This is a genomic window from Pseudomonas sp. 2835, from assembly GCF_050435905.1.
Taxonomy (GTDB): domain Bacteria; phylum Pseudomonadota; class Gammaproteobacteria; order Pseudomonadales; family Pseudomonadaceae; genus Aquipseudomonas.
Genome location: NZ_JBNDLE010000029.1, coordinates 1 through 19,076, shown reverse-complemented (window position 1 = coordinate 19,076; position 19,076 = coordinate 1). Strand labels below are relative to the sequence as shown.

At 63.2% G+C, this 19,076-nt stretch carries 20 protein-coding genes; 16 read left to right on the top strand and 4 right to left on the bottom strand.

All coding sequences use genetic code 11. The features are described from left to right. Positions 1-40 precede the first annotated feature (40 nt). From ABIE20_RS25905 to ABIE20_RS25855, 11 genes are all read left to right on the top strand, one after another. On the top strand, positions 41-2,383 hold the full coding sequence (locus tag ABIE20_RS25905; protein WP_429508290.1) for a TonB-dependent receptor: 2,343 nt from the start codon (positions 41-43) through the stop codon (positions 2,381-2,383). A gap of 247 nt (positions 2,384-2,630) precedes the next feature. Continuing rightward, positions 2,631-3,431: an energy transducer TonB gene (locus tag ABIE20_RS25900; RefSeq protein ID WP_429508288.1), complete on the top strand. Its 801-nt coding sequence runs from the start codon at positions 2,631-2,633 to the stop codon at positions 3,429-3,431. Positions 3,432-3,459: 28 nt separating this feature from the next. Further along, positions 3,460-4,188 (top strand): MotA/TolQ/ExbB proton channel family protein, encoded by a 729-nt coding sequence (locus ABIE20_RS25895; protein WP_429508287.1) that lies wholly within the window; start codon positions 3,460-3,462, stop codon positions 4,186-4,188. 1 nt (position 4,189) lies between these two features. Next, positions 4,190-4,591 (top strand): ExbD/TolR family protein, encoded by a 402-nt coding sequence (locus ABIE20_RS25890; RefSeq protein ID WP_045201768.1) that lies wholly within the window; start codon positions 4,190-4,192, stop codon positions 4,589-4,591. A 171-nt stretch (positions 4,592-4,762) separates the two neighbouring features. Beyond that, positions 4,763-5,344 (top strand): alpha/beta hydrolase, encoded by a 582-nt coding sequence (locus ABIE20_RS25885; protein ID WP_429508286.1) that lies wholly within the window; start codon positions 4,763-4,765, stop codon positions 5,342-5,344. 69 nt (positions 5,345-5,413) lie between these two features. Then, positions 5,414-6,355 (top strand): sigma 54-interacting transcriptional regulator, encoded by a 942-nt coding sequence (locus tag ABIE20_RS25880; protein ID WP_429508284.1) that lies wholly within the window; start codon positions 5,414-5,416, stop codon positions 6,353-6,355. Between the two features lie 176 nt (positions 6,356-6,531). Continuing rightward, positions 6,532-7,317, top strand: a complete 786-nt coding sequence (locus ABIE20_RS25875; RefSeq protein ID WP_429508282.1) for a MetQ/NlpA family ABC transporter substrate-binding protein — start codon at positions 6,532-6,534, stop codon at positions 7,315-7,317. Positions 7,318-7,762: 445 nt separating this feature from the next. Next, positions 7,763-8,428, top strand: coding sequence for an amino acid ABC transporter permease (locus ABIE20_RS25870; protein ID WP_429508280.1), 666 nt, complete (start codon positions 7,763-7,765; stop codon positions 8,426-8,428). Then, positions 8,409-9,068 (top strand): amino acid ABC transporter permease, encoded by a 660-nt coding sequence (locus ABIE20_RS25865; RefSeq protein ID WP_093377382.1) that lies wholly within the window; start codon positions 8,409-8,411, stop codon positions 9,066-9,068. Before ABIE20_RS25870 ends, ABIE20_RS25865 begins: the two co-directional genes overlap by 20 nt. Next, positions 9,065-9,838: an amino acid ABC transporter ATP-binding protein gene (locus tag ABIE20_RS25860; RefSeq protein WP_045201779.1), complete on the top strand. Its 774-nt coding sequence runs from the start codon at positions 9,065-9,067 to the stop codon at positions 9,836-9,838. The genes ABIE20_RS25865 and ABIE20_RS25860 overlap by 4 nt, the downstream gene beginning before the upstream one ends. Further along, positions 9,835-10,713 carry a transporter substrate-binding domain-containing protein gene (locus ABIE20_RS25855; RefSeq protein ID WP_429508278.1) on the top strand — a complete coding sequence of 293 codons (879 nt, stop codon included), beginning with the start codon at positions 9,835-9,837 and terminating at the stop codon, positions 10,711-10,713. The genes ABIE20_RS25860 and ABIE20_RS25855 overlap by 4 nt, the downstream gene beginning before the upstream one ends. 113 nt (positions 10,714-10,826) lie before the next feature. On the opposite strand, the gene ABIE20_RS25850 is transcribed toward ABIE20_RS25855, so the two are convergent. Continuing rightward, positions 10,827-13,196 (bottom strand): penicillin acylase family protein, encoded by a 2,370-nt coding sequence (locus ABIE20_RS25850; protein ID WP_429508276.1) that lies wholly within the window; start codon positions 13,194-13,196, stop codon positions 10,827-10,829. 84 nt (positions 13,197-13,280) lie between these two features. Between ABIE20_RS25850 and ABIE20_RS25845 the strand changes: the two genes are divergently transcribed. Further along, positions 13,281-13,829 carry a sugar O-acetyltransferase gene (locus tag ABIE20_RS25845; protein ID WP_429508274.1) on the top strand — a complete coding sequence of 183 codons (549 nt, stop codon included), beginning with the start codon at positions 13,281-13,283 and terminating at the stop codon, positions 13,827-13,829. On the opposite strand, the gene ABIE20_RS25840 is transcribed toward ABIE20_RS25845, so the two are convergent. After that, positions 13,826-14,395, bottom strand: coding sequence for a DUF6436 domain-containing protein (locus tag ABIE20_RS25840; protein WP_429508273.1), 570 nt, complete (start codon positions 14,393-14,395; stop codon positions 13,826-13,828). The genes ABIE20_RS25845 and ABIE20_RS25840 overlap by 4 nt on opposite strands. 98 nt (positions 14,396-14,493) lie before the next feature. Between ABIE20_RS25840 and ABIE20_RS25835 the strand changes: the two genes are divergently transcribed. Beyond that, positions 14,494-15,435, top strand: coding sequence for an alpha/beta hydrolase (locus ABIE20_RS25835; RefSeq protein WP_429508271.1), 942 nt, complete (start codon positions 14,494-14,496; stop codon positions 15,433-15,435). Here ABIE20_RS25835 and ABIE20_RS25830 read toward each other — a convergent pair whose 3' ends face one another. Beyond that, the gene (locus ABIE20_RS25830; RefSeq protein ID WP_045201792.1) at positions 15,436-16,185 is read right to left on the bottom strand and encodes a DUF2059 domain-containing protein; all 750 of its coding nucleotides are present in this window, start codon (positions 16,183-16,185) and stop codon (positions 15,436-15,438) included. Between the two features lie 114 nt (positions 16,186-16,299). Between ABIE20_RS25830 and ABIE20_RS25825 the strand changes: the two genes are divergently transcribed. Together ABIE20_RS25825 and ABIE20_RS25820 are read left to right on the top strand one after the other, a co-directional pair. Next, positions 16,300-16,932 carry a 2OG-Fe(II) oxygenase gene (locus ABIE20_RS25825; RefSeq protein ID WP_429508268.1) on the top strand — a complete coding sequence of 211 codons (633 nt, stop codon included), beginning with the start codon at positions 16,300-16,302 and terminating at the stop codon, positions 16,930-16,932. A gap of 1 nt (position 16,933) precedes the next feature. Beyond that, positions 16,934-17,416, top strand: coding sequence for a DUF523 domain-containing protein (locus ABIE20_RS25820; RefSeq protein WP_429508266.1), 483 nt, complete (start codon positions 16,934-16,936; stop codon positions 17,414-17,416). A gap of 62 nt (positions 17,417-17,478) precedes the next feature. Here ABIE20_RS25820 and ABIE20_RS25815 read toward each other — a convergent pair whose 3' ends face one another. Then, complete coding sequence (locus ABIE20_RS25815; RefSeq protein ID WP_429508264.1) at positions 17,479-18,249, bottom strand: transporter substrate-binding domain-containing protein; 771 nt, start codon at positions 18,247-18,249, stop codon at positions 17,479-17,481. 227 nt (positions 18,250-18,476) lie between these two features. Here ABIE20_RS25815 and ABIE20_RS25810 point away from each other — a divergent pair, with 227 nt between their 5' ends. Beyond that, a complete protein-coding gene (locus ABIE20_RS25810; RefSeq protein ID WP_429508263.1) occupies positions 18,477-18,953 on the top strand; it encodes a DUF4399 domain-containing protein in 477 nt (158 codons plus the stop codon). Positions 18,954-19,076: the final 123 nt, after the last annotated feature.

Here is a 19,076-nt window from a genome sequence, read left to right as displayed (position 1 = left end):
AACTTAAAGGAATATAAATTCCTTTTGCCAGGAGCCGCCCATGAGCCCGACCCTTCGCGCTGCACCCTTGTCTTCACGGCGGCTCCAGCGCCTGCCCCTGGCCTTGTTGCTGGCCGGCAGCGCGCACTGGTTGCCGGCCCAGGCCGTCGACTCGGTAAAGCCTGAGGTCAAGGCCAGTGACAGCCAGCTCAAGACTGTCACCGTCACTGCCCGGCGCCGCGAAGAGAGCGCCCAGGACGTGCCGACGCCGATCAGCGTGCTCGACGGCCAGGCCCTGGAAAGCCAGCGGGTCTATCGCATCCAGGACCTGCAGCAACTGGTGCCCAGCGTCAACGTCGCCTACATGCACGCGCGCCAGTCCAGCGTGTCGATCCGCGGCCTGGGCAACAACCCGGCCAGCGACGGCCTGGAAGGCAGCGTCGGCCTGTACCTGGACAACGTCTACCTCGGCCGCCCGGGCATGGCCGTGTTCGACCTCATGGATATTGAGCAACTGGAAGTGCTGCGCGGCCCACAGGGCACGCTGTTTGGCAAGAACACCACCGCCGGGGTGATCAACATCAGCACCCGCGCACCGAGCTTCACCCCCGAGCGCAGCATCGAGACCTCGGTGGGCGAAGACGGCTACTTCCAGACCAAGGGCACGCTCTCCGGACCGTTGAGCGACACCCTGGCCGGGCGCATTTCGGCCTATCGCACGCGCAACGACGGCGACATCAAGAACGAGTTCGACGGCCACACCCTCAACGGCGGTTCGCGCCAAGGCTTTCGCGGCCAGCTGCTGTACAAGCCCAACGAGCAGTTCAACCTGCGCTGGATCGGCGACTACAACGAAGAGGATTCCAGTGCCGGTACCCGCCTGCTGTATAGCACCGGGCCGACCATCAATGGCGTCAACCGCTATGAAGCGCGGGCCCAGGCAGCCGGGGCGACGCTGGTCGATGGCAGCAAGCGCAAGGTCAACCTGGATGACGATCAGCAGGTCACGGTGTTCCAGGGCGGCACTTCACTGGAAGCCAACTGGACCCTGGACAACGACTTCACCCTGACCTCGGTAAGCGCCTATCGCTGGTGGGACTTCACCCCGCGCAACGACGATGGCCTGAACGTGCCGGCGGCCTACAACGCCGGGGTGTCGGTGCGCGATAAGCAGTATTCGCAGGAGTTTCGCCTGGCCTCGCCCACCGGCGGTTTCTTCGACTATGTGTTGGGTGCTTACTACTTCGGCTCCGACCTGGACAACAAATCCTTCGTTCATTACGGGCCCCAGGCGGATATCTGGAACGGCACCCCGGCCGGGGCGCTGGCCAATGTCAGCAGTGTCGGCAAGGGCCATATCAAGACCGACAGCTTTGCCTTGTTCGCCCAGGGCACCTGGCACTTGACCGAGCGCCTGGATTTCACCGCCGGCGTACGCGGCACCTATGAAGAGAAAAGCGCCTGGGTTGATCGCGCCGCGCCTGCCGGTGGTGCGGCGGTTGCAGGCGCTGCGGCAGCCGCGCGCCAGGGTCGGGTGGGTGCCTATGAATCGGGCGACCTCAACCAGTACAGCACCAGCCCTTCGGGCTTGCTCAACCTGAGTTATCGCTTTACCGATGACCTGCTCGGCTACGCCACCTTGTCCCACGGCGAGAAGTCCGGTGGCGTCAACCTGGCGGTCGGTACCGCACCGGTTGCCGGCGCCGATTCGCTGCTGATCGGCACCGAGCGCGCCAACAACGCCGAGCTGGGCTTGAAGAGCACCCTCTGGGACCGTCGCCTGCAGCTCAACGCCAACCTGTTCTGGACCGAAGTGCACGGCTACCAGACCAACGCCTACGACGACGCCAACCGCGTGCAATACCTGACCAACGCTGGCTCCGTGCGCTCACGCGGGGTGGAACTGGAAAGCACGCTGATCCCGGTGCGTGGCCTGACCCTTAACATTAACGGCTCCTACAACGACGTTCGCTATCTCTCCTACAAGGACGCCCCGTGCGCGCCGGAAGTCGCCCTGCAGCCTGGCGCCCCCGCAGCCTGCGACCTCAGTGGCCACCAGGTGGTCGGCGCGTCGAAATGGATCGCCAACGCCAATGGCCAGTATCAGTGGGACCTGGACAACGGCCTGCAACCTTACGTCACTGCCAGCTACGCCTTCCGCTCCAAGGCGGTAGGCACGGTCGAGGACTCGGACTACGCGCAGATCCCCAGCTATGCCGTGGTCAACCTGTCCACCGGCCTGCGAGGCGACCTTGGCCAGGGGCAGTGGGATGTCTCGCTGTGGCTGAAGAATGCCTTCGACAAAACCTATTACACCACCCTCTGGAGCGCGGCCAACGGTGGTTATGAAGGCCTGCTCGGCACCCCGCGGACCTTGGGCGTAACCGGGCGCTACGACTTCTGAAACGGCGTTTTGCCATGCCTTTGGCGAATATTTTTCATGCATTGCAGGCATGGCGTTTTAGGGCGTTGGCGCCAGCCCTTGAAGGGCGCGGCTTAGAGCGGTTTGGCTAATTCGTATATGTATTTTGGTTCTATACATAACTTTAAAAATTACTTTAAGACATAAGTAACAGAAGTTGATGATCCACCCCAGCGAAGGCAATTGACCTGCCTTTGACGAAACGCACTCACGTCCCAGGAGTTGATCAATGGGTAATGTCCAGACCGCCGCCAGTGCTCACGATGTGCTTTGGCGCCAGACGCCGAGCGGCGAGCTGGTCGACCTCGGTCGCCCGCTGCGGTTGCCGCTGGCGCAGTTGCGTCTGCAAAGCACACCGAAAAGCGCGCTGAGCCGTCGGGAGAAGATTCTGCTCGGGGTGTTTGCCCTGGCCTTGCACGGTGCGGTGGCGTACTGGGTGAGCCAGGCGCCGACCCCGGTGTTGCCGGTGGTGCCGCCGGAAATCCCGCCGATGACCATCGAGTTTTCCCAGCCTGCGCCACCGGCTGTCGAGCCGCCACCACCACCGCCGCCGGCAGTGGTCGAGCCGCCGCCACCGGTGGTCGATGAGCTGGCTGCCAAGCCTGCACCCAAACCGGTTCCCAAGCCCAAGCCGAAACCGGTGCCCAAGCCGGTACCCAAGCCTGCGCCCAAGGCGGTCGAGCAACCGCCCGCACCGCCACAACCGGCAGCACCACCAGCGCCCCCGGCACCGCCGGCACCAGCGCCGGTGACCCCGGCCTCGGCCAACGCCGCGTACCTGAAGAATCCGGCGCCGGAGTACCCGTCGCTGGCCCAGCGTCGCGGCTGGGAAGGCACGGTGTTGTTGCGGGTGCAGGTACTGGCCAGCGGCAAGCCGGGTGACATCCAGGTTCAGAAAAGCAGTGGCCGCCAGCAACTCGACGACGCTGCCCTGGCTGCGGTCAAGCGTTGGAGCTTCGTCCCGGCCAAGCAGGGCGACGTGGCCCAGGACGGCTGGGTCAGCGTACCCATCGACTTCAAGATCCGCTAATTCGCGCTAACAGAAGAGAGTATTGATCATGACTGTATTGGCATCCCCCCTCGAATCCATCGAAAGCGCGGTGATCTGGCTGCTGGTGGGCTTCTCCGTCGTCACCTGGGGCCTGGCCCTGGTCAAGGGCGTGCAGTTCGTGCGTCTGAAGAACCAGGACAAACGCTTCCACAAACAATTCTGGGCGGCTTCAAGCCTGGACTCCGCCGCCGAGCTCAGCCATGCGCAGCCTGGCGCCGCAGCCCGGGTTGCCCAGGCCGGTTACGCCGCCATTGCCGTCGCTGAACCCGGCCAGCAGGCCAGCGACCTGAGCCAGGCGATCAACCATCAGGACCGCCTCGAACGCGCCCTGCGCCAACAGATCGTGCGTGAGCGCCGCTCGCTGGAAACCGGCTTGGCGGTAGTCGCCAGTATCGGCAGCACCTCGCCCTTCATCGGCCTGTTCGGCACCGTCTGGGGCATCATGGAAGCGCTCAAGGGCATCAGCGCCGCGGGCTCGGCGAGCTTGGAAACCGTGGCCGGGCCGATCGGTGCGGCGCTGGTCGCCACCGGTGTCGGTATCGCCGTCGCGGTGCCAGCGGTGCTGGTCTACAACTACTTCCTGCGCCGGCTGAAGCTGACCGCCGCCGACCTTGATGACTTCGCCCACGACTTCTACAGCCTGGCGCAGAAGAGCGCGTTCCGGGTACTGGTGCACCCGACCGCCTACAAGGCAGCCGCCGGCCAGCACCCCCAGAAAGTGAAGGAGGCCTCCTGATATGGCCTTCTCGACCCAGGACAGTGACGAAGTACTCAGCGAGATCAACGTAACGCCGCTGGTGGACGTGATGCTGGTGTTGCTGGTGGTATTCATCGTTACCGCGCCGCTGCTGACCAACGCCATTCCGATCAACTTGCCCAAGACCGAGGCCGTGGCTCCGGTGGAGCAGAAGGACCCGCTGGTGGTCAGCATCGACGGCGGCGGCAAGCTGTTTATCAACAAGGATGAGATCCAGCCGGATCTGCTGGAAACCAACCTGCAGGCGGCCAAGGCCAAGGACCCGGAACTGCGTGTGCAACTGCAGGCCGACGATGGCGTTAATTATGGGGAAGTGGCGCGCGCCATGGCCTCGATCGAACGTGCGGGTATCACCAAGTTGTCGGTGATCACCGCCCGCTGAGCAACATCTCTCAGGCAATGCTTCAGGGACCGGTCCTTCGGCAGGGGGTGGTCCCTTTTTTTATGGAAAATTTATATTTTGGTTATTAATAAATAGCTTCTTATTCCTTTACGAATATAACCACCCCCCTATACTTGACCTCATGCACGCAAACGCAGCAGGAGGCGTCCCATGCGCAACGAGTCGATCCGTTACCTGATTGTGCCGGGCTGGCAAGGTTCGCCAGACGAGCATTGGCAAACCCACTGGCAGCAGGTGCTGCCCAACAGCGCCCGGGTCGAGCAGGCCGACTGGTTGAACCCGCAGCGCCAGGACTGGGTCGCAACTCTCGAGCAGGCGGTGGCCGCCGATGAGTCGCCGGTGATCCTGATCGCCCACAGCCTGGGTTGCATCTCCGTTGCCCATTGGGCCGCGCAAGCCAGCGCTACCCTGTTGCGCCGGGTACGCGGTGCCTTGCTGGTGGCCCCGGCTGACGTCGAGCGGCCGACCTGTGCGCCGGCACTGCGCAACTTTGCGCCGATTCCACAGCTGCTGCTGCCGTTCCCAAGCCAGGTGGTCAGCTCCGACAACGACCCAGCCGTAAGCGCCCCGCGGGCCATGCAACTGGCCCGTGCCTGGGGCGCCGAGACAGGTTTTCTGGCCGGTGCCGGGCATATCAACGTCAAGTCCGGGCACCGTCGCTGGGAGCAGGGCTTCGCTTACCTGTATCGCCTGCAGAATCGTCTGGAACAGCACGCCCTTCGCCGCGCCTGAGCTTCAGGCGCTGACCATTTGCCTTGATTCGAACGCCCGGCCGGAAAGCGCCAAGGGCGGGAGTTTGCTATGAGTAATCACGACACCTTCGGCCAGCCTTTGCTGACGTTTCCCGAGCTGGACAAGAGCCCACTGAGCATCCGCGCCAAAGCGCTGGTGTTCGTCGACCCGCGGTCGCGGCAACTGCGCGAAGAGCTCGAGCTGCTAGCGCCCCTGGCCCTGCCGGTGCTGATCCGCGGCGAAACCGGTACTGGCAAGGAATTGCTGGCCCGGCAGATTCATCGCGCCAGTGATCGCGGCGGCTTGTTCGTTTCGGTCAACTGCGGCGCGATCAGCCCGACCTATGCCGACGCCGAGCTGTTCGGCTACAGTGCCGGTGCCCACAGTGGCGCGGCCAGCAGCCGGGCCGGCTGGTTCGGCTCGGCCAACGGCGGCACCCTGTACCTGGACGAAATCGCCGACCTGCCGCTGCCGATCCAGATCAAGCTGCTCTCGGCGCTGGAAAACCGCGAAGTCACCCGCGTCGGTGCCCAGCAACCAAACCCGGTGGACGTGCGCCTGGTCGCCGCCTCGAGCATCGACCTGGCCGAGGCGGTGAGCGCCGGCAAGTTCCACGACCGCCTGTACCACTACCTGCGCGAAGGCCAGCTGGAGCTGCCGGCCTTGCGTGAACGGGTCGGCGATATCCTGGCGTTGGCCGAGTATTTCGTTGGTATCTATAGCCCGCGCCTGAACCTGTCGGTGCCGTTGATCAGCGAAGCGGCGCAGCGGGTATTGGAGCTGCACAGCTGGCCGGGCAATACCCGTGAGCTTGAGAACGTCATTCACTTCGCCTTGCTGGTCAGCAGCGGTGAAGAAATCCTCCCCGAGCATTTGAACCTGCCGACCCCCTTGAGCGCTCTGGCCGGCCAGCTGGAGCAGCTGCTGAGCCTTGGTCAGCCGGGTGAGCGCAGTGCTCTGCAACAATTGCTGGAGCAGACCCTGTTGCGTCTGACCCAACCCGCTGCCTGATGCCATGCATGGGGTGCATGGCGCGATCCATTGAAAATGGAATAAGCAGCAAAATAAAAGATATTGTTCTGGTATAAAAAATCTAGGTATTGTCCGCCTCAAGCCAGCTAGCAAAGTGCTGGCAACCCCCACCTTCGCCGTCGCCCGATGGCCGTGTATTCGAATAAGGACTGCGCATGAAAAAGGCTCTGTTGTTGACTGCTCTGGCGGCCGCTCTGTCGGTTGCAGGTTTTGCCCAGGCGGGCGAGAAGCTGGTAGTTGCCGCTACCCCGGTACCGCACGCGGAAATCCTCGAGCTGATCAAGCCGACCCTGGCCAAGGAAGGTGTGGACCTGGAGATCAAGGTATTCACCGACTATGTGCAGCCTAACGTGCAGGTCGACCAGAAGCGCCTGGACGCCAACTACTTCCAGACCCTGCCGTACCTGAAGAACTTCAACGAAGGCAAAGGCACCCACCTGGAAACCGTGATCGGCGTGCACGTCGAACCCTTCGGCGGCTACTCGAAGAAGATCAAGAACCTGAGCGAACTGAAAGAAGGCGCTACCGTCGCCATTCCTAACGAAGGCAGCAACAGCGGTCGTGCCCTGCTGCTGTTGCAGAAGGCTGGCCTGATCACCCTGAAAGACCCGAAGAACGCCCTGGCGACCCCGAAAGACATCGCCGAGAACTCGAAGAAGCTGAAATTCCGCGAGCTTGAATCGGCCATGCTGCCGCGTGTGCTGGATCAGGTCGACCTGGACATGATCAATACCAACTACGCCCTGGAAGCCGGCCTGAACCCGGCCAAGGACGCCCTGGTGATCGAAGGCGCCGACTCGCCGTACGTGAACTTCCTGGTAGCCCGTCCGGACAACAAGGACAGCGAAGCCATCCAGAAGCTGGCCAAGGCCCTGACCAGCCCTGAAGTGAAGACCTTCATCGAGAAGAAATACAGCGGCGCGGTACTGCCGGCGTTCTAAGAGGCTACACACACATCCTGTGGGAGCGGGCTTGCCCCGCGATGCGATCTACCAGTCAAATCGCATCGCGGGTCAACCTTGCTCCCACAGTGCGTTCAATTCCCCGCATTGACCGCCCGGCGCAATGCCGTCAGCCATTTGATCAGTTCTTTTGCATCGAGAGTGGGGGCGCTATTCATCCTTTGTCTTCCTTGTTGGTGTGATGGGTCGACAGCGCTTGGATGGCATTTTCAGCAGAAAGATCCCGTCACCGCCAAGGATTTCGCAGGTTAGCTGTTTGGGTGATATCAATATGCAATAAAGGTATTTAAAGAAATATTTTTATACCTTTAGAGTCTACCTATTGTGCTCACCCGCACTGACAACCCCTGTGTAGAGCCGCCCGTTTACCCTCGGGCCGGTCCGAGATCCTGTCTATGTCATATCTTTTGCCGAGGCTCACTCCATGAGCTTCGATGTCGCTTTTATCCTTAGCACATTGCCGGCCTTTCTCAAGGCGGTGGGCGTCACCTTGCAAGTCGGCCTGATCGCCATCGGCACTTCGCTGCTGGTGGCGCTGGTCAACGCCGCGATCCTGGTTTACCGCACGCCGTACCTGCAGCGCCTGGTAAAGCTCTACGTGGAGCTGGCGCGCAACACGCCGCTGCTGATCCAGCTGTTCTTTGTTTATTTCGCCTTGCCGGAGCTGGGCCTGAAGATTTCCGGTTTCGCCGCGGCGATCATCACCATGACCTTCCTCGGCGGCGCCTACCTCACCGAGGTGCTGCGTGCAGGCGTCGAGGCGGTGCCGGTGGCGCAACTGGAGTCGGGCCGCTCCATTGGCCTGTCGGAAGGCCAGCTGCTGCGCCATGTGATCCTGCCCCAGGCAGGTATCCTCAGCTTGCCGGCGCTGTTTGCCAACTTCATCTTTTTGCTCAAGGAAACCACCGTGGTGTCGGCGGTGGCGGTGCCAGAGATCCTCTACACCACCAAGAGCTACATCGCCCTGTATTACAAGACCTACGAGATGCTCGCGGTGCTGACGCTGATTTGCGTACTGCTGTTCCTGCCTTTGTCGCTGCTGCTCAGCCGCCTGGAACGGAGGCTGCAACATGGCCAGTTCGGGTCTTGAGTTGTTGCTGGTGTCTTTGCCGCAACTGGGCAAGGGCGCTGCGCAAACCCTGGCGATTTCGGCGCTGAGCATACTCTTTGCCACCCTCGGCGGCGTGCTCTACGGCGTGCTGGCGACCCTGGGCAAACGCAGTGTGAATCTACTGCTGCGCATCTACCTGGAGCTGTTCCGGGCGATCCCGGTGCTGGTCTGGCTGTACTTGCTGTTCTTCGGCCTGCCGATTTTCTTTGCCGTGAGCATTCCGAGTTTCTGGTGTGCGGTGCTGGTGCTGTCGTTGTGGGGCGCCAGCGAAGTGGGCGAAGTAGTGCGCGGTGCGCTGCAGTCGTTACCGCGCGGGCAGCGTGAAGCGGGGCTGTCGATCGGCCTGTCCGGCGCGCAACTGTACGGCTACGTGCTGCTGCCCCAGGCGCTCAAGCGCATGACCCCGCCGACCATCAACATTTACACGCGGATCATCAAGACCAGCTCGCTGGCGGTGCTGATCGGCGTGGTCGATGTGATCAAGGTTGGCCAGCAGATCATCGAGCGCACCTACGAGTCGGTGCTGATCTATGGCGCGCTGTTTCTGTTTTTCTTCTTCATTTGCTACCCGCTGTCAGCCGCCTCACGTGCGCTGGAGCGTCGCTGGACACACGCATGAGCGCACTGATCGAGTTCAAGGGCTTCAATAAATTCTTCGGCGAGCAGCAAGTGCTCGACCACGTCGACCTGCAGGTGCGCAGCGGTGAAGTGGTGGTGATCCTCGGCCCCAGCGGCTGCGGCAAGAGCACTTTGCTGCGTTGCCTCAATGGCCTGGAAAGCGCCCACAGCGGCAGCCTGCGCCTGGCCGGTGAAGAGCTGCTGACGCCTGGCACCGACTGGCGCCAGGTGCGCCAGCAGGTCGGCATGGTGTTCCAGAGTTATCACTTGTTCGGCCACATGAGCGTGATCGACAACCTGCTGCTCGGCCCGCTCAAGGTGCAAAAGCGCGAGCGCCGCGAGGCCCAGGCCCAGGCCGAAGCCCTGCTGGCCCGGGTTGGCCTGCTGGACAAGCGCGACGCCTTCCCGCGCCAGCTTTCCGGTGGCCAGCAGCAACGCATCGCCATCGTCCGCTCGCTGTGCATGAACCCGCAGGTGATGCTGTTCGATGAAGTTACCGCGGCGCTCGACCCGGAAATGGTCAAGGAAGTGCTGCAGGTAATCCAGGGCCTGGCTCGCGACGGCATGACCCTGCTCATCGTCACCCATGAAATGGCCTTCGCCCGCGCGGTGGCCGACCGCATCGTGTTCATGGAGGCCGGCAGGATCCTTGAACAGCGCGACCCCGAGAGCTTCTTTACGAACCCGCAGAGCGCACGCGCGCAGCAGTTCCTGGAGAAATTCTCCTTTGTTGAAAGCCTGCCCAAAACACCCGCAAAGGAATTGTCATGAAAACTGTCAAGACGTCGAAACTGCTGTTGTCCCTACTCGGCCTGGCCTTGCTGGCCGGCTGCAACAAGGCGGAAGAGCCGGGCAAGCCGGCCGCCGGTGGCGCCGCTCCGGCCACCAGCTACCTGGAAACCATCAAGGCCCGCGACAAGCTGATCGTCGGCGTATTCACCGACAAACCGCCGTTCGGTTTTGTCGATGAGGCCGGGCGTTATGTCGGTTTCGATACCGACATCGGCCGCCAGTTTGCCAAGGACCTGCTCGGCGACGAGAACAAGGTCGAGTTCGTGGCGGTCGAACCGGCCAGCCGTATTCCGTTCCTGCAAAGCGACAAGGTCGACCTGATCCTGGCCAACATGACCGTGACCCCGGAGCGCAAGGAAGCGGTGGAGTTCACCAACCCCAACTTGCGGGTTGCCGTGCAGGCCCTGGTGCCGGAAGGCAGCAGCGTGAAAACGCTCGATGACCTGGCCGACAAGACCACCATCGTCACCACCGGCACCACCGCCGATATCTGGCTGACCAAGAATCATCCGGACTGGAAGCTGCTCAAGTTCGAGAAGAACACCGAGTCGCTGCAGGCCCTGGCCAGTGGTCGTGGTGATGCCTACGCCCAGGACAACCTGATCCTGTTCAGCTGGTCGAAGCAGAACCCGGGCTACCGCGTGCTGGAAGAAAAACTCGGCGAGGAAGCGCCGATTGCACCGGCGGTGAAGAAGGGCAACATCGAGCTGCGCGATTGGGTCAACGCCGAATTGGCGCGCCTGGGCGAGCAGAAGTATCTGCTCAAGCTGTATGACCAGTATGTGCGCAAGGAACTGAGCGATGACACCAAGCCTGAGAGCGTGATTGTCGAAGGCGGTAACTGGCAGGGCTGACCCTTTGGGGCTGCTGGCGCAGCCCATCGCCGGCAAGGCCGGCTCCCACAATGAACTTGTGTCCACCGGACCTGTGGGAGCTGGCGTTGCCAGCGATGCAAGGCGCAGCCTTGCTAATTCCGGGGCACGAGCTTCAAGGTGCTCTGCGCCGGAATCACCCCCATCTGCGCCTTCTGATAGCGGCCCTCGATATAGTCCTTGGCCTGGTCGCCATAGTGGCGGTCAAACAACACTCCGCTTTGCCCGACCGGGTTGATGGTCAGTGCCTGGCCGGCATCGGCGAAGTCGATCAGGCGCCGGGTCGACGGCCCGTAGGTCACCGGCCAGGGGGCCGGTCCGATCTTCGCCGACAGGTTGTTCGGCACTTCATGGGTGCCCGGTGCGGCAAACGGGCCAACGTTGAACAACAGGTTGAGCGGCTTCTGCAGCCCCAATGGGTGGTTGTGGGTGAGGGTATGCGCCTTGCCCCATTGCCAGCCGGCCGGGTCGTTGCCGAGGGTCTCGCGCAGGTGCGCCAGGGTGTTGCCCCAGGCCTGCTTCACCGCCGCAGTGCGATCGCCTTGCTCGCTACTGCCCTGTTTGCCCCACCAGGGTGAACTGGCGTCGGCCGCCAGGCGCGGCAACGCCGCATCGATGGCGCGGGTGCTGATCAGGGTCTGGAACCAGGTGTCGCCCAGCTCATCGTGCAGCGCCGCGTAGGCCAGGTCGTAAAGGAACTGGTTGAACAGCGTGGCACTGACCGAGTCCACCGGATAGTCACCATTCCACGCCGCCAGTTGCTCGACCAGTTCCTTCTCCTGATCGCCGTTGGCGACTTCACGCAGCACCGCCAGCAACGGCGCCAAAGTGCGCGGGCCGTAGTCGGTGGTTGTGTCCAGTTGTAGCGCCTGGCTGTTCTGCTGGTCCCACTTGATCTGTGGGTCGGCCAGGTGCTGGTTCAGGCGCTGGCCACGATCGGCCAGGTTGTAATAGCCCGGCACCGGTATGTTCGCTGGCGGCTGGAAGTTGGCCGAGACGATATAGCCGCTGGCCGGGTTCTCCGCCTGCGGGTTGGCGCTGAAAGGATAGAAGCCGAGCTTCTCGGCCTGCGCCGTGCTGCCATCGAGAATGAAGCCCGGATTGACCCCGGCAGGGCGAATCGGCAACTGCGCCGCCGCCCACCAGCCGATATCGCCACGGGCATTGGCCCAGATCAGGTTGAGCCCGGGTGCCTGGATCTTCGCCGCTGCGGCGCGCATCTTGTCGAGGGTGTCGGCGCGGTTGACCTGGTAGAAGCCATCAAGGATCGGGTTCTCGGTCTCCAGGAACGCCCACCACACGGCAATCGGCGTCGGTCCTGCCATGTCGCCCAGTACCGTGTTGACGATCGGCCCGTGGGGCGAGCGGCGCAGGGTGATGTCCACCGGCGTCTCGTTCTTCACCGCGATCTGTTCGTGGGTCTGGCTCAGGGTCTGCCATTGACCGTTGATCTTGACCTGCTCGGGGTTGTCGGGGTTGACCTGTTCGGCAATCAGGTCGACGTCGTCGTTCTGGAACATGGTCAGGCTCCAGCCGAAGTCGCGGTTGTGCCCGAGCGATGCGAAGGGGTTCAGCGCCTGGTGATAGCCATAGAGGTTGAAGCCGGGCGCGGTCAGTTCCGCCTCGTACCACACCGACGGCACGGAGAAACTGATGTGCGGGTCGCCGGCCAACAGCGGCTTGCCGCTACGAGTACGGCTGCCGGCAATGGCCCAGGCGTTGCTGCCTTCGTACTGGGGAATGCCAGCATCGCTCAGGGCTTGCTGGCTGAGTTGCGCCAATTGCTGCAGGCTCTTCCAGTCGCTGGCGGCCAGGGCTGGCGTGCTGGCCAGGGCGCCTTGCGGGTTCCAGTCGAGGTCGAAGATCTTCAGGTAGTCGGCGCCCAGCTGGTCGCGGATATAGGTCAGCGCAGGTTCAGTGCGAAACGCGGCGGCAAAGCTGTAGGCCATGTAGCCGGCGATGCTGATGGTGTCCTGGGCGATGAAGGGCCGCGGCGTGATGCCCAGCACGTCGAACTCCATCGGCTTGGGATGGCTGTCCTGCCAGGCGTTGACGCCCTCCAGGTACGCTTGCAGGGCCAGCCAGGCGGGCGAGGTTTTGTCCTGGCGTTCGACGTAAAGCTCGGCCTGCTCGCGAATGCGCAAGCTGCGGAACAGGGTGTCGGTAGCGAGCAGTTTGCTGCCAAGGATTTCAGCCAGCTCGCCGCGGGCCAGGCGGCGGATGATCTCCATCTGGAACAGGCGGTCCTGGGCATGCACATAGCCCAGGGCACGGTACAGGTCGGCCTCGTTCTGCGCCTGGATGTGCGGCACGCCGCGGGCGTCGTAGCGCACGCTGACCGGTGCCTGCAGGCTGCTCAGGGTGACCTCGCCTTCGCGTTGCGGCAGCTTGCCGTGCACGTACCAGTAACCGCCGCCGGCGGCCGCGGCAATGACCACGGCGAGGAAGGTCAGGCTGCGCTTCATCGTGACTCCTTGTGCTTTTTAGCGGATCGTGTGGTCCGATCATCGAGGTAAAGTCGGACAGAGGATAGCCCCAAAGGAGGGAAGATGAATCTCAGTGAAAAGCAGAAGATGCTCAGTGGCCAGCTCTATCACGCCAGCTGCCCGCAGCTACAGGCCGAACAGATCGCCAACAAGCTCTGGATGCAGCGCTACAACAACAGTGCCGAGCTGCTCAACGAGCAGCGCCACGGTTTGCTGGTCGAGCATTTTGCCAAGGTCGGTGACGGTGCGGTGATTCGCCCGCCGTTCTACTGCGACTACGGCTACAACATCAGCGTCGGCGCCAACGTGTTCATGAACTTCAATTGCGTGATCCTCGACGTCACCCCGGTGAGCATCGGCGATGACTGCCAGATCGGCCCGGCGGTGCAGATCTACACTGCCGACCACCCGCTGGACCCGGCGCTACGCCGCAGTGGCCTGGAAAGCGGGCGGCCGGTGAAGATCGGCAACAACGTGTGGATCGGCGGTGGCGCGATCATCCTCCCGGGGGTGACGGTGGGCGACAACGCGGTGATCGGCGCCGGCAGCGTGGTGACCCGCGATGTGCCGGCGGGTGCGACCGTGGTGGGCAATCCTGCGCGGGTGCGCTAGGGCTGCCAGGGGCAGTAGCAGCCCACCGCCATGGTGTGCGTGGCGCTGACCGCCCGGCCCTGGCTCAGGGCGAGCAGGATCGGCTCGATGAAGCTGTTGCTCGAGTTGCAGGTGGCGCCTTCGCTGTAGGGACCGAAGTAGGCCAGCTGGCCGTTGCGGTCCCAGATCGCCACGCCGGGGGTGGCCGGCAGGTGTTCGGCGCCGGGCAGCTCGCCCAGCGGTTTGAGCGCACTGAGGGTGGCAGGCAGTTGGCCGCGGGTGCCGGGTTTTTGCACCACGTAGAACGCCACGCCTTGGGGGGCGAAGTGCTCGATCAGCTCGCCCAGGTGCTGCTGGTTGCCGACGTTGCACGGGCAGGCCGGGTCCCAGAAGTGCACCAGACGGATCGGGCCGGGGCCGGCAATGTTCGCCGGCAGTTGCAGGCGGTCGCCGGAGAACAGCGCGGTCTGGTTGTCGAAGGTGCGCAGGTAGCGGCTCTGAAAACTGTCGTAGGCCCACCACAGGCCGGCGCCGCAGAGGGCAGCGAGCAACAGGCCAGGCAGGGTGCGCAGGGGCGAGCGGGGCATGTCGGCAATATCCGAAAAAAGTCGCCTAGCTTGCCATGCTGGCGGCGACAGATGAATATCACAGGTCAATAACCCGCTTTTGCGTCTGGAATTCTTTTATGCCCGCGTCATTTCAGCCCGACTCCCTACGTGCCAGCCTGACCTCCCTGGCGGCGCGGCAGCCGCTGTCGACGCAGGGCCAGGCCTATCAGCGCTTCTACGGGCTGGATCTGCCCGCCCGTGAACAGGCCCCGCAGAGCTGGCTCGGGCGCTTCGACGCCGCAGGTTTCGAGGTGGTCGGTCAGGTGTGGCTACCGGCGGCACCGGTGGCGACGCTGATTCTGCTGCACGGCTTTTACGACCATATGGGCCTGTACCGGCATGTCATCGACTGGGCGCTGGATCAGCAGTATGCGGTGATTTCCTGCGACCTGCCCGGGCACGGGCTGTCCAGCGGCGAGCGGGCCAGCATCGATGATTTCAGCGCCTACCAGCAGGTGCTGCAGGCGTTGTTCGAGCAGGCCCGCAGCCTGGAATTGCCGCAGCCCTGGCACCTGTTCGGGCAGAGTACCGGTGGCGCAATCGTCGTCGATCATCTGCTGCATGGCGGCGCCCAGAGCCCGGCCCAGGGCGAGGTGATCCTGCTGGCGCCACTGGTACGGCCACGGGCGTGGCGCTGGTCGAAGTTCAGCTACCGGGTGCTCAAGCCGTTCGTCAACGGTATCGAGCGGCGCTTTAGCGAGAACAGCAACGACCCGACTTTTTTGCCGTTCCTGCTGGCCGACCCGCTGCAGCCGAGGCGCCTGCCGACGGCTTGGGTCGGGGCGCTGCTCGAGTGGGTCAAACGCATCGAGGCTGCGCCGCTCAGCCCGCGCCAGCCGCTGATCATCCAGGGCGAATGCGACATGACCGTCGACTGGCCGTATAACCTCAAGGTGCTGGGGGAGAAGTTCGCCGCGCCACGGATCCTGATGATCCCCGAAGCGCGGCATCATCTGGCCAACGAACTGCCGGCGATTCGCGCGCGCTACTTCGAGTTCATCGACAAGCGCCTGGGCTGATCACTTCAGCTGCGAGGTTTCCTGGCCCACCGCAAGGCCGGCGCGGATCGCCGCCAGGGCCGCCTTGTAGTAGGCCTTGCCTTCAGCGGATTCGGCAAAGGTGGCGAACTCTTCCAGCTCGGCATCGGACAAGTCGCGATAGACGTACAGCAAGGTGTTGTTCAGCTCGCTGCCGATCTGTTCCATCAGGCGCTGGCGCTGGCCGTCGAGCAGGCCCTGGGCCTGGCCGCCACCGAGCAGGCCGGGGATCATCTGGCTGAGGCTGTCGGCGGCGACCCCGGCAATCGCCAGGCTCACTTCGGCACCGGCTTCACGGGCCGGCAGGGCCTGGGCCAGGTGGCCGATGATCAGCAGGCGGTTGTCGCTGGCCTGGACCTTGGGCAGGCCCTTGGCATTCTTGGCCAACTGGTCGCGACGGGTGGCGAGCAGTTCGGCGGCGACGATCTTGCGCCCCAGCGGCGACTGGAAGAACGCCAGGGCCGGGGCCGGATCGCTAAGGTTGGCGCGCAGCTGGGCCTCGGCGCGTTTATCCACGGCCTGGGCCTGGAAGCGTTGATTGCTGTTATTGACCAGCGCCTGGTAAACCGCAGGCGGCAGGCTATTGCGATAGCGCTGCTGGGCGGCATCGAGGGCATCGGTAAAGTGGGCGCGCTGCTCGGGCCAGCCGGCGACCTTGTAGAGTTGGTCGAGGCTGTCTGCCCAGACAGGCGTGGTGCAGATCATCATCAGCAGTAAAAACAAACGGCGCATTCAGGACTCCTGTCGGCAGGGCGCTATTGTCCTTGCCATGGCGGGGCTTTGTCGAGAAGCCATTGCATACTCTCGGCCAAGTGGCGCTGTCGGATTTCGCGGCAGATCGATACTATGCGCGACATGCACATATCCCCTGATGACCCCCTGCTGTTGCGCATCGTCGACGACCTGGCCACCCGTGGCTGGTCGCAGCAAGATACCTTTCTTCCAGAGTCTCTGACCCTGGCGCTGGCGGCCGAGTGCCGCAATCGCGCCGCCGAGGGCGAACTGGAACCGGCAGCCGTGGGTCGGGGCGTTGCCCAGGAGGTCCGCGAGGGCATCCGCGGCGACCGCATCCAGTGGCTGGAACCCGGCCAGGCCGAGCCTTGCGACCACTACCTGGCGCTGATGGGCAGCCTGCGCCTGGCGCTTAATCGCGGCCTTTTCCTCGGCCTTGAGGACTTTGAATGCCACTTCGCCCTGTACCCGCCGGGTGCCTTTTATCGTAAACATCTCGACCGCTTTCGCGATGACGACCGGCGCATGGTCTCGGCGGTGATCTACCTCAATGAAGGCTGGCAGCCCGAGCACGGCGGGCAGTTGCGCATGACCCTCAAGGGCGATGTCGAGCACGACGTGCAACCGATCGGCGGTTGCCTGGTGGTGTTCCTTTCCGGCGAAGTCCCCCATGAGGTGCTGCCGGCCCATCGCGACCGCCTGTCGCTGACCGGCTGGTTCCGCCGCCGTGGCAACGAGCCGTTCTGATATGCACAAGGTTCTGGTCAGTGCCTGCCTGCTCGGCCAGCCGGTGCGCTATGACGGGCGCGCCAGCGGCCATCCTGACTTGCTCCAGCAGTGGCAAGCCGAGGGGCGCATCGTGCCGTTGTGCCCTGAAGTGGCCGGCGGCTTGCCAACGCCACGGCCACCGGCGGAGATCCCTGGCGGCCAGGGTGTTGTGGTGCTGGATGGCGATACGCAGGTCCTGACCGTCACCGGTGAGGATGTCACTGCGCAGTTCCTGGCCGGGGCCCAGTTGGCGCTGGCGCTGGTGCGCCGCCATGGCATCCGGATTGCGGTGCTCAAATCCGGTAGCCCGTCGTGCGGCAATGCGCTGACCTATGACGGGACTTTCACTGGCACCAAAGTGGCGGGCGAGGGCGTGACCACGGCGCTGCTGCGCCGTGAAGGGGTGCAGGTGTTCAGTGAGCTGCAGCTTGAGGCGGCGGAGCAAGCCTTGAAACAGCTTTAACACCATCGCGGGGCCGCTCCTACCGGGCCCGGTGGGAGCGGGCTTGCCCCGCGAAGCTTTTGTTACTTCGGCGGCTTGCTTGCATCCATGCCGAACCACTTCTGCGACAACTCGCTCAGCCGGCCATCGGCCTTGATTCGCTGAAGCGCGCCGTCCAGGGAATTCTGGAACGCCGGGTTACCCTTCTGGAACGGAATCGCCAGGGTCAGGATCGGGCCAATGGTGGCGCCTTTGCTGACCGACTGCTGGCTATCGCGAATGGCATAGGGCACCAGCAAACGGTCGCTGATGGCGGCATCGATCTGGTCGCTGGCCACGTCCTTGATCGGCTGCATGGCATCCGGGTAGCTGCGCAGGTCCACGCCTTCGACCGCCCGCGCCTGTTCGACGAACTGGCTGCCTTGGGCCACACCCAGGCTGCGGCCCTTGAGTGCTTCAAGGGTGCTCAGCGGGCGCTTTTCTTCCTTGCGTACGATCAGCTGGGCACTGGAATAGGCGTAGGGTTCGCTGAAATCCAGGCGTTCCTTGAGCTGCGGGGTAGCGGCAATGTGGTTGATGGCGATGTCGTAGCTGCCGCTTTCAACACCCTGGAGTAAATCCTTGGCTTCAACCACGACGAAGTCGGCGCGCAGATCGAGTTCCTTGGCCAGTAACTCGCCCAACTCGACTTCAAAACCGCTGAGCTTTTTGTTGTCGTCCTTGAAGTTGAACGGCGCCATGTTGGCTTCTACGGCAATGCGCAGTTCACCGCGGTCGTTGACGTCGTCGATCAGCTCGGCCTGTGCCCATGGGCTGAGCAGGGTGGCAAGTAGTACCCCAATGGCAAAACGCATTTAAGCCCCTTGAATGCTTGGCAGTGAAATCGAGTCGCCGCGACTTTCTGTTGTTGCCACGGTCGAACGCAACTTAAGACCACATCAGGTGGAGGATGTTTTAACTGACGGCGAAATTTTTTCTGTCACCGTTGTTAAACATGTTTTGACGCATTTGGACTATGGTAATCCACCGTTGCCGTTCGTTCAGTGGCAAGGGTTATTGAAGTAAAACACAGGAGAAGTGAATGAAAAGCCTATTTTCGCGTGCAGCCGTCGCCGGATTGCTGATGGGTGTCTCGGCCTTTGCCGCTGCCGCCGATGGTCTGAAGAGCCAGGAGCCACCAAAAGACGCCAAGGTCTTCATCGTTTCCCCGGCCGATGGCGCCACGGTCGACAAGACCTTTACCGTCAAGTTCGGCATCGAGGGCATGGAGCTCAAGCCAGCGGGTGATCAGACCCCGCATAGCGGCCACCACCACTTGCTGGTGGACGTCGATAAAGAACCTGCTGCCGACCAGGTACTGCCAACCAGCCTGCTGCCGGAAAACAACGCGCCGCTGGCGGCCGGCCCGCAAGTGCTGCACTTCGGCAAAGCGCAGACCGAGGTCAAGCTGACCCTGACGCCGGGCAAGCACACCCTGCAACTGGTGCTGGGCGACAAGTTCCACGTGCCGTTCAAGCCAAGCGTCGAGTCGAAGAAGATTACCGTTACTGTTAAATAACGGCTAAAAACATCGCGGGGCAAGTCGAGGGGGGGGGGGGGGGGGGGCGCCCCGTGGAGCGGGGTGGGGGGCGTGGGGGGGGTGTGCGTCGGCCCGCGGGGGGGGCCGGGCAAGGGAGGGTAT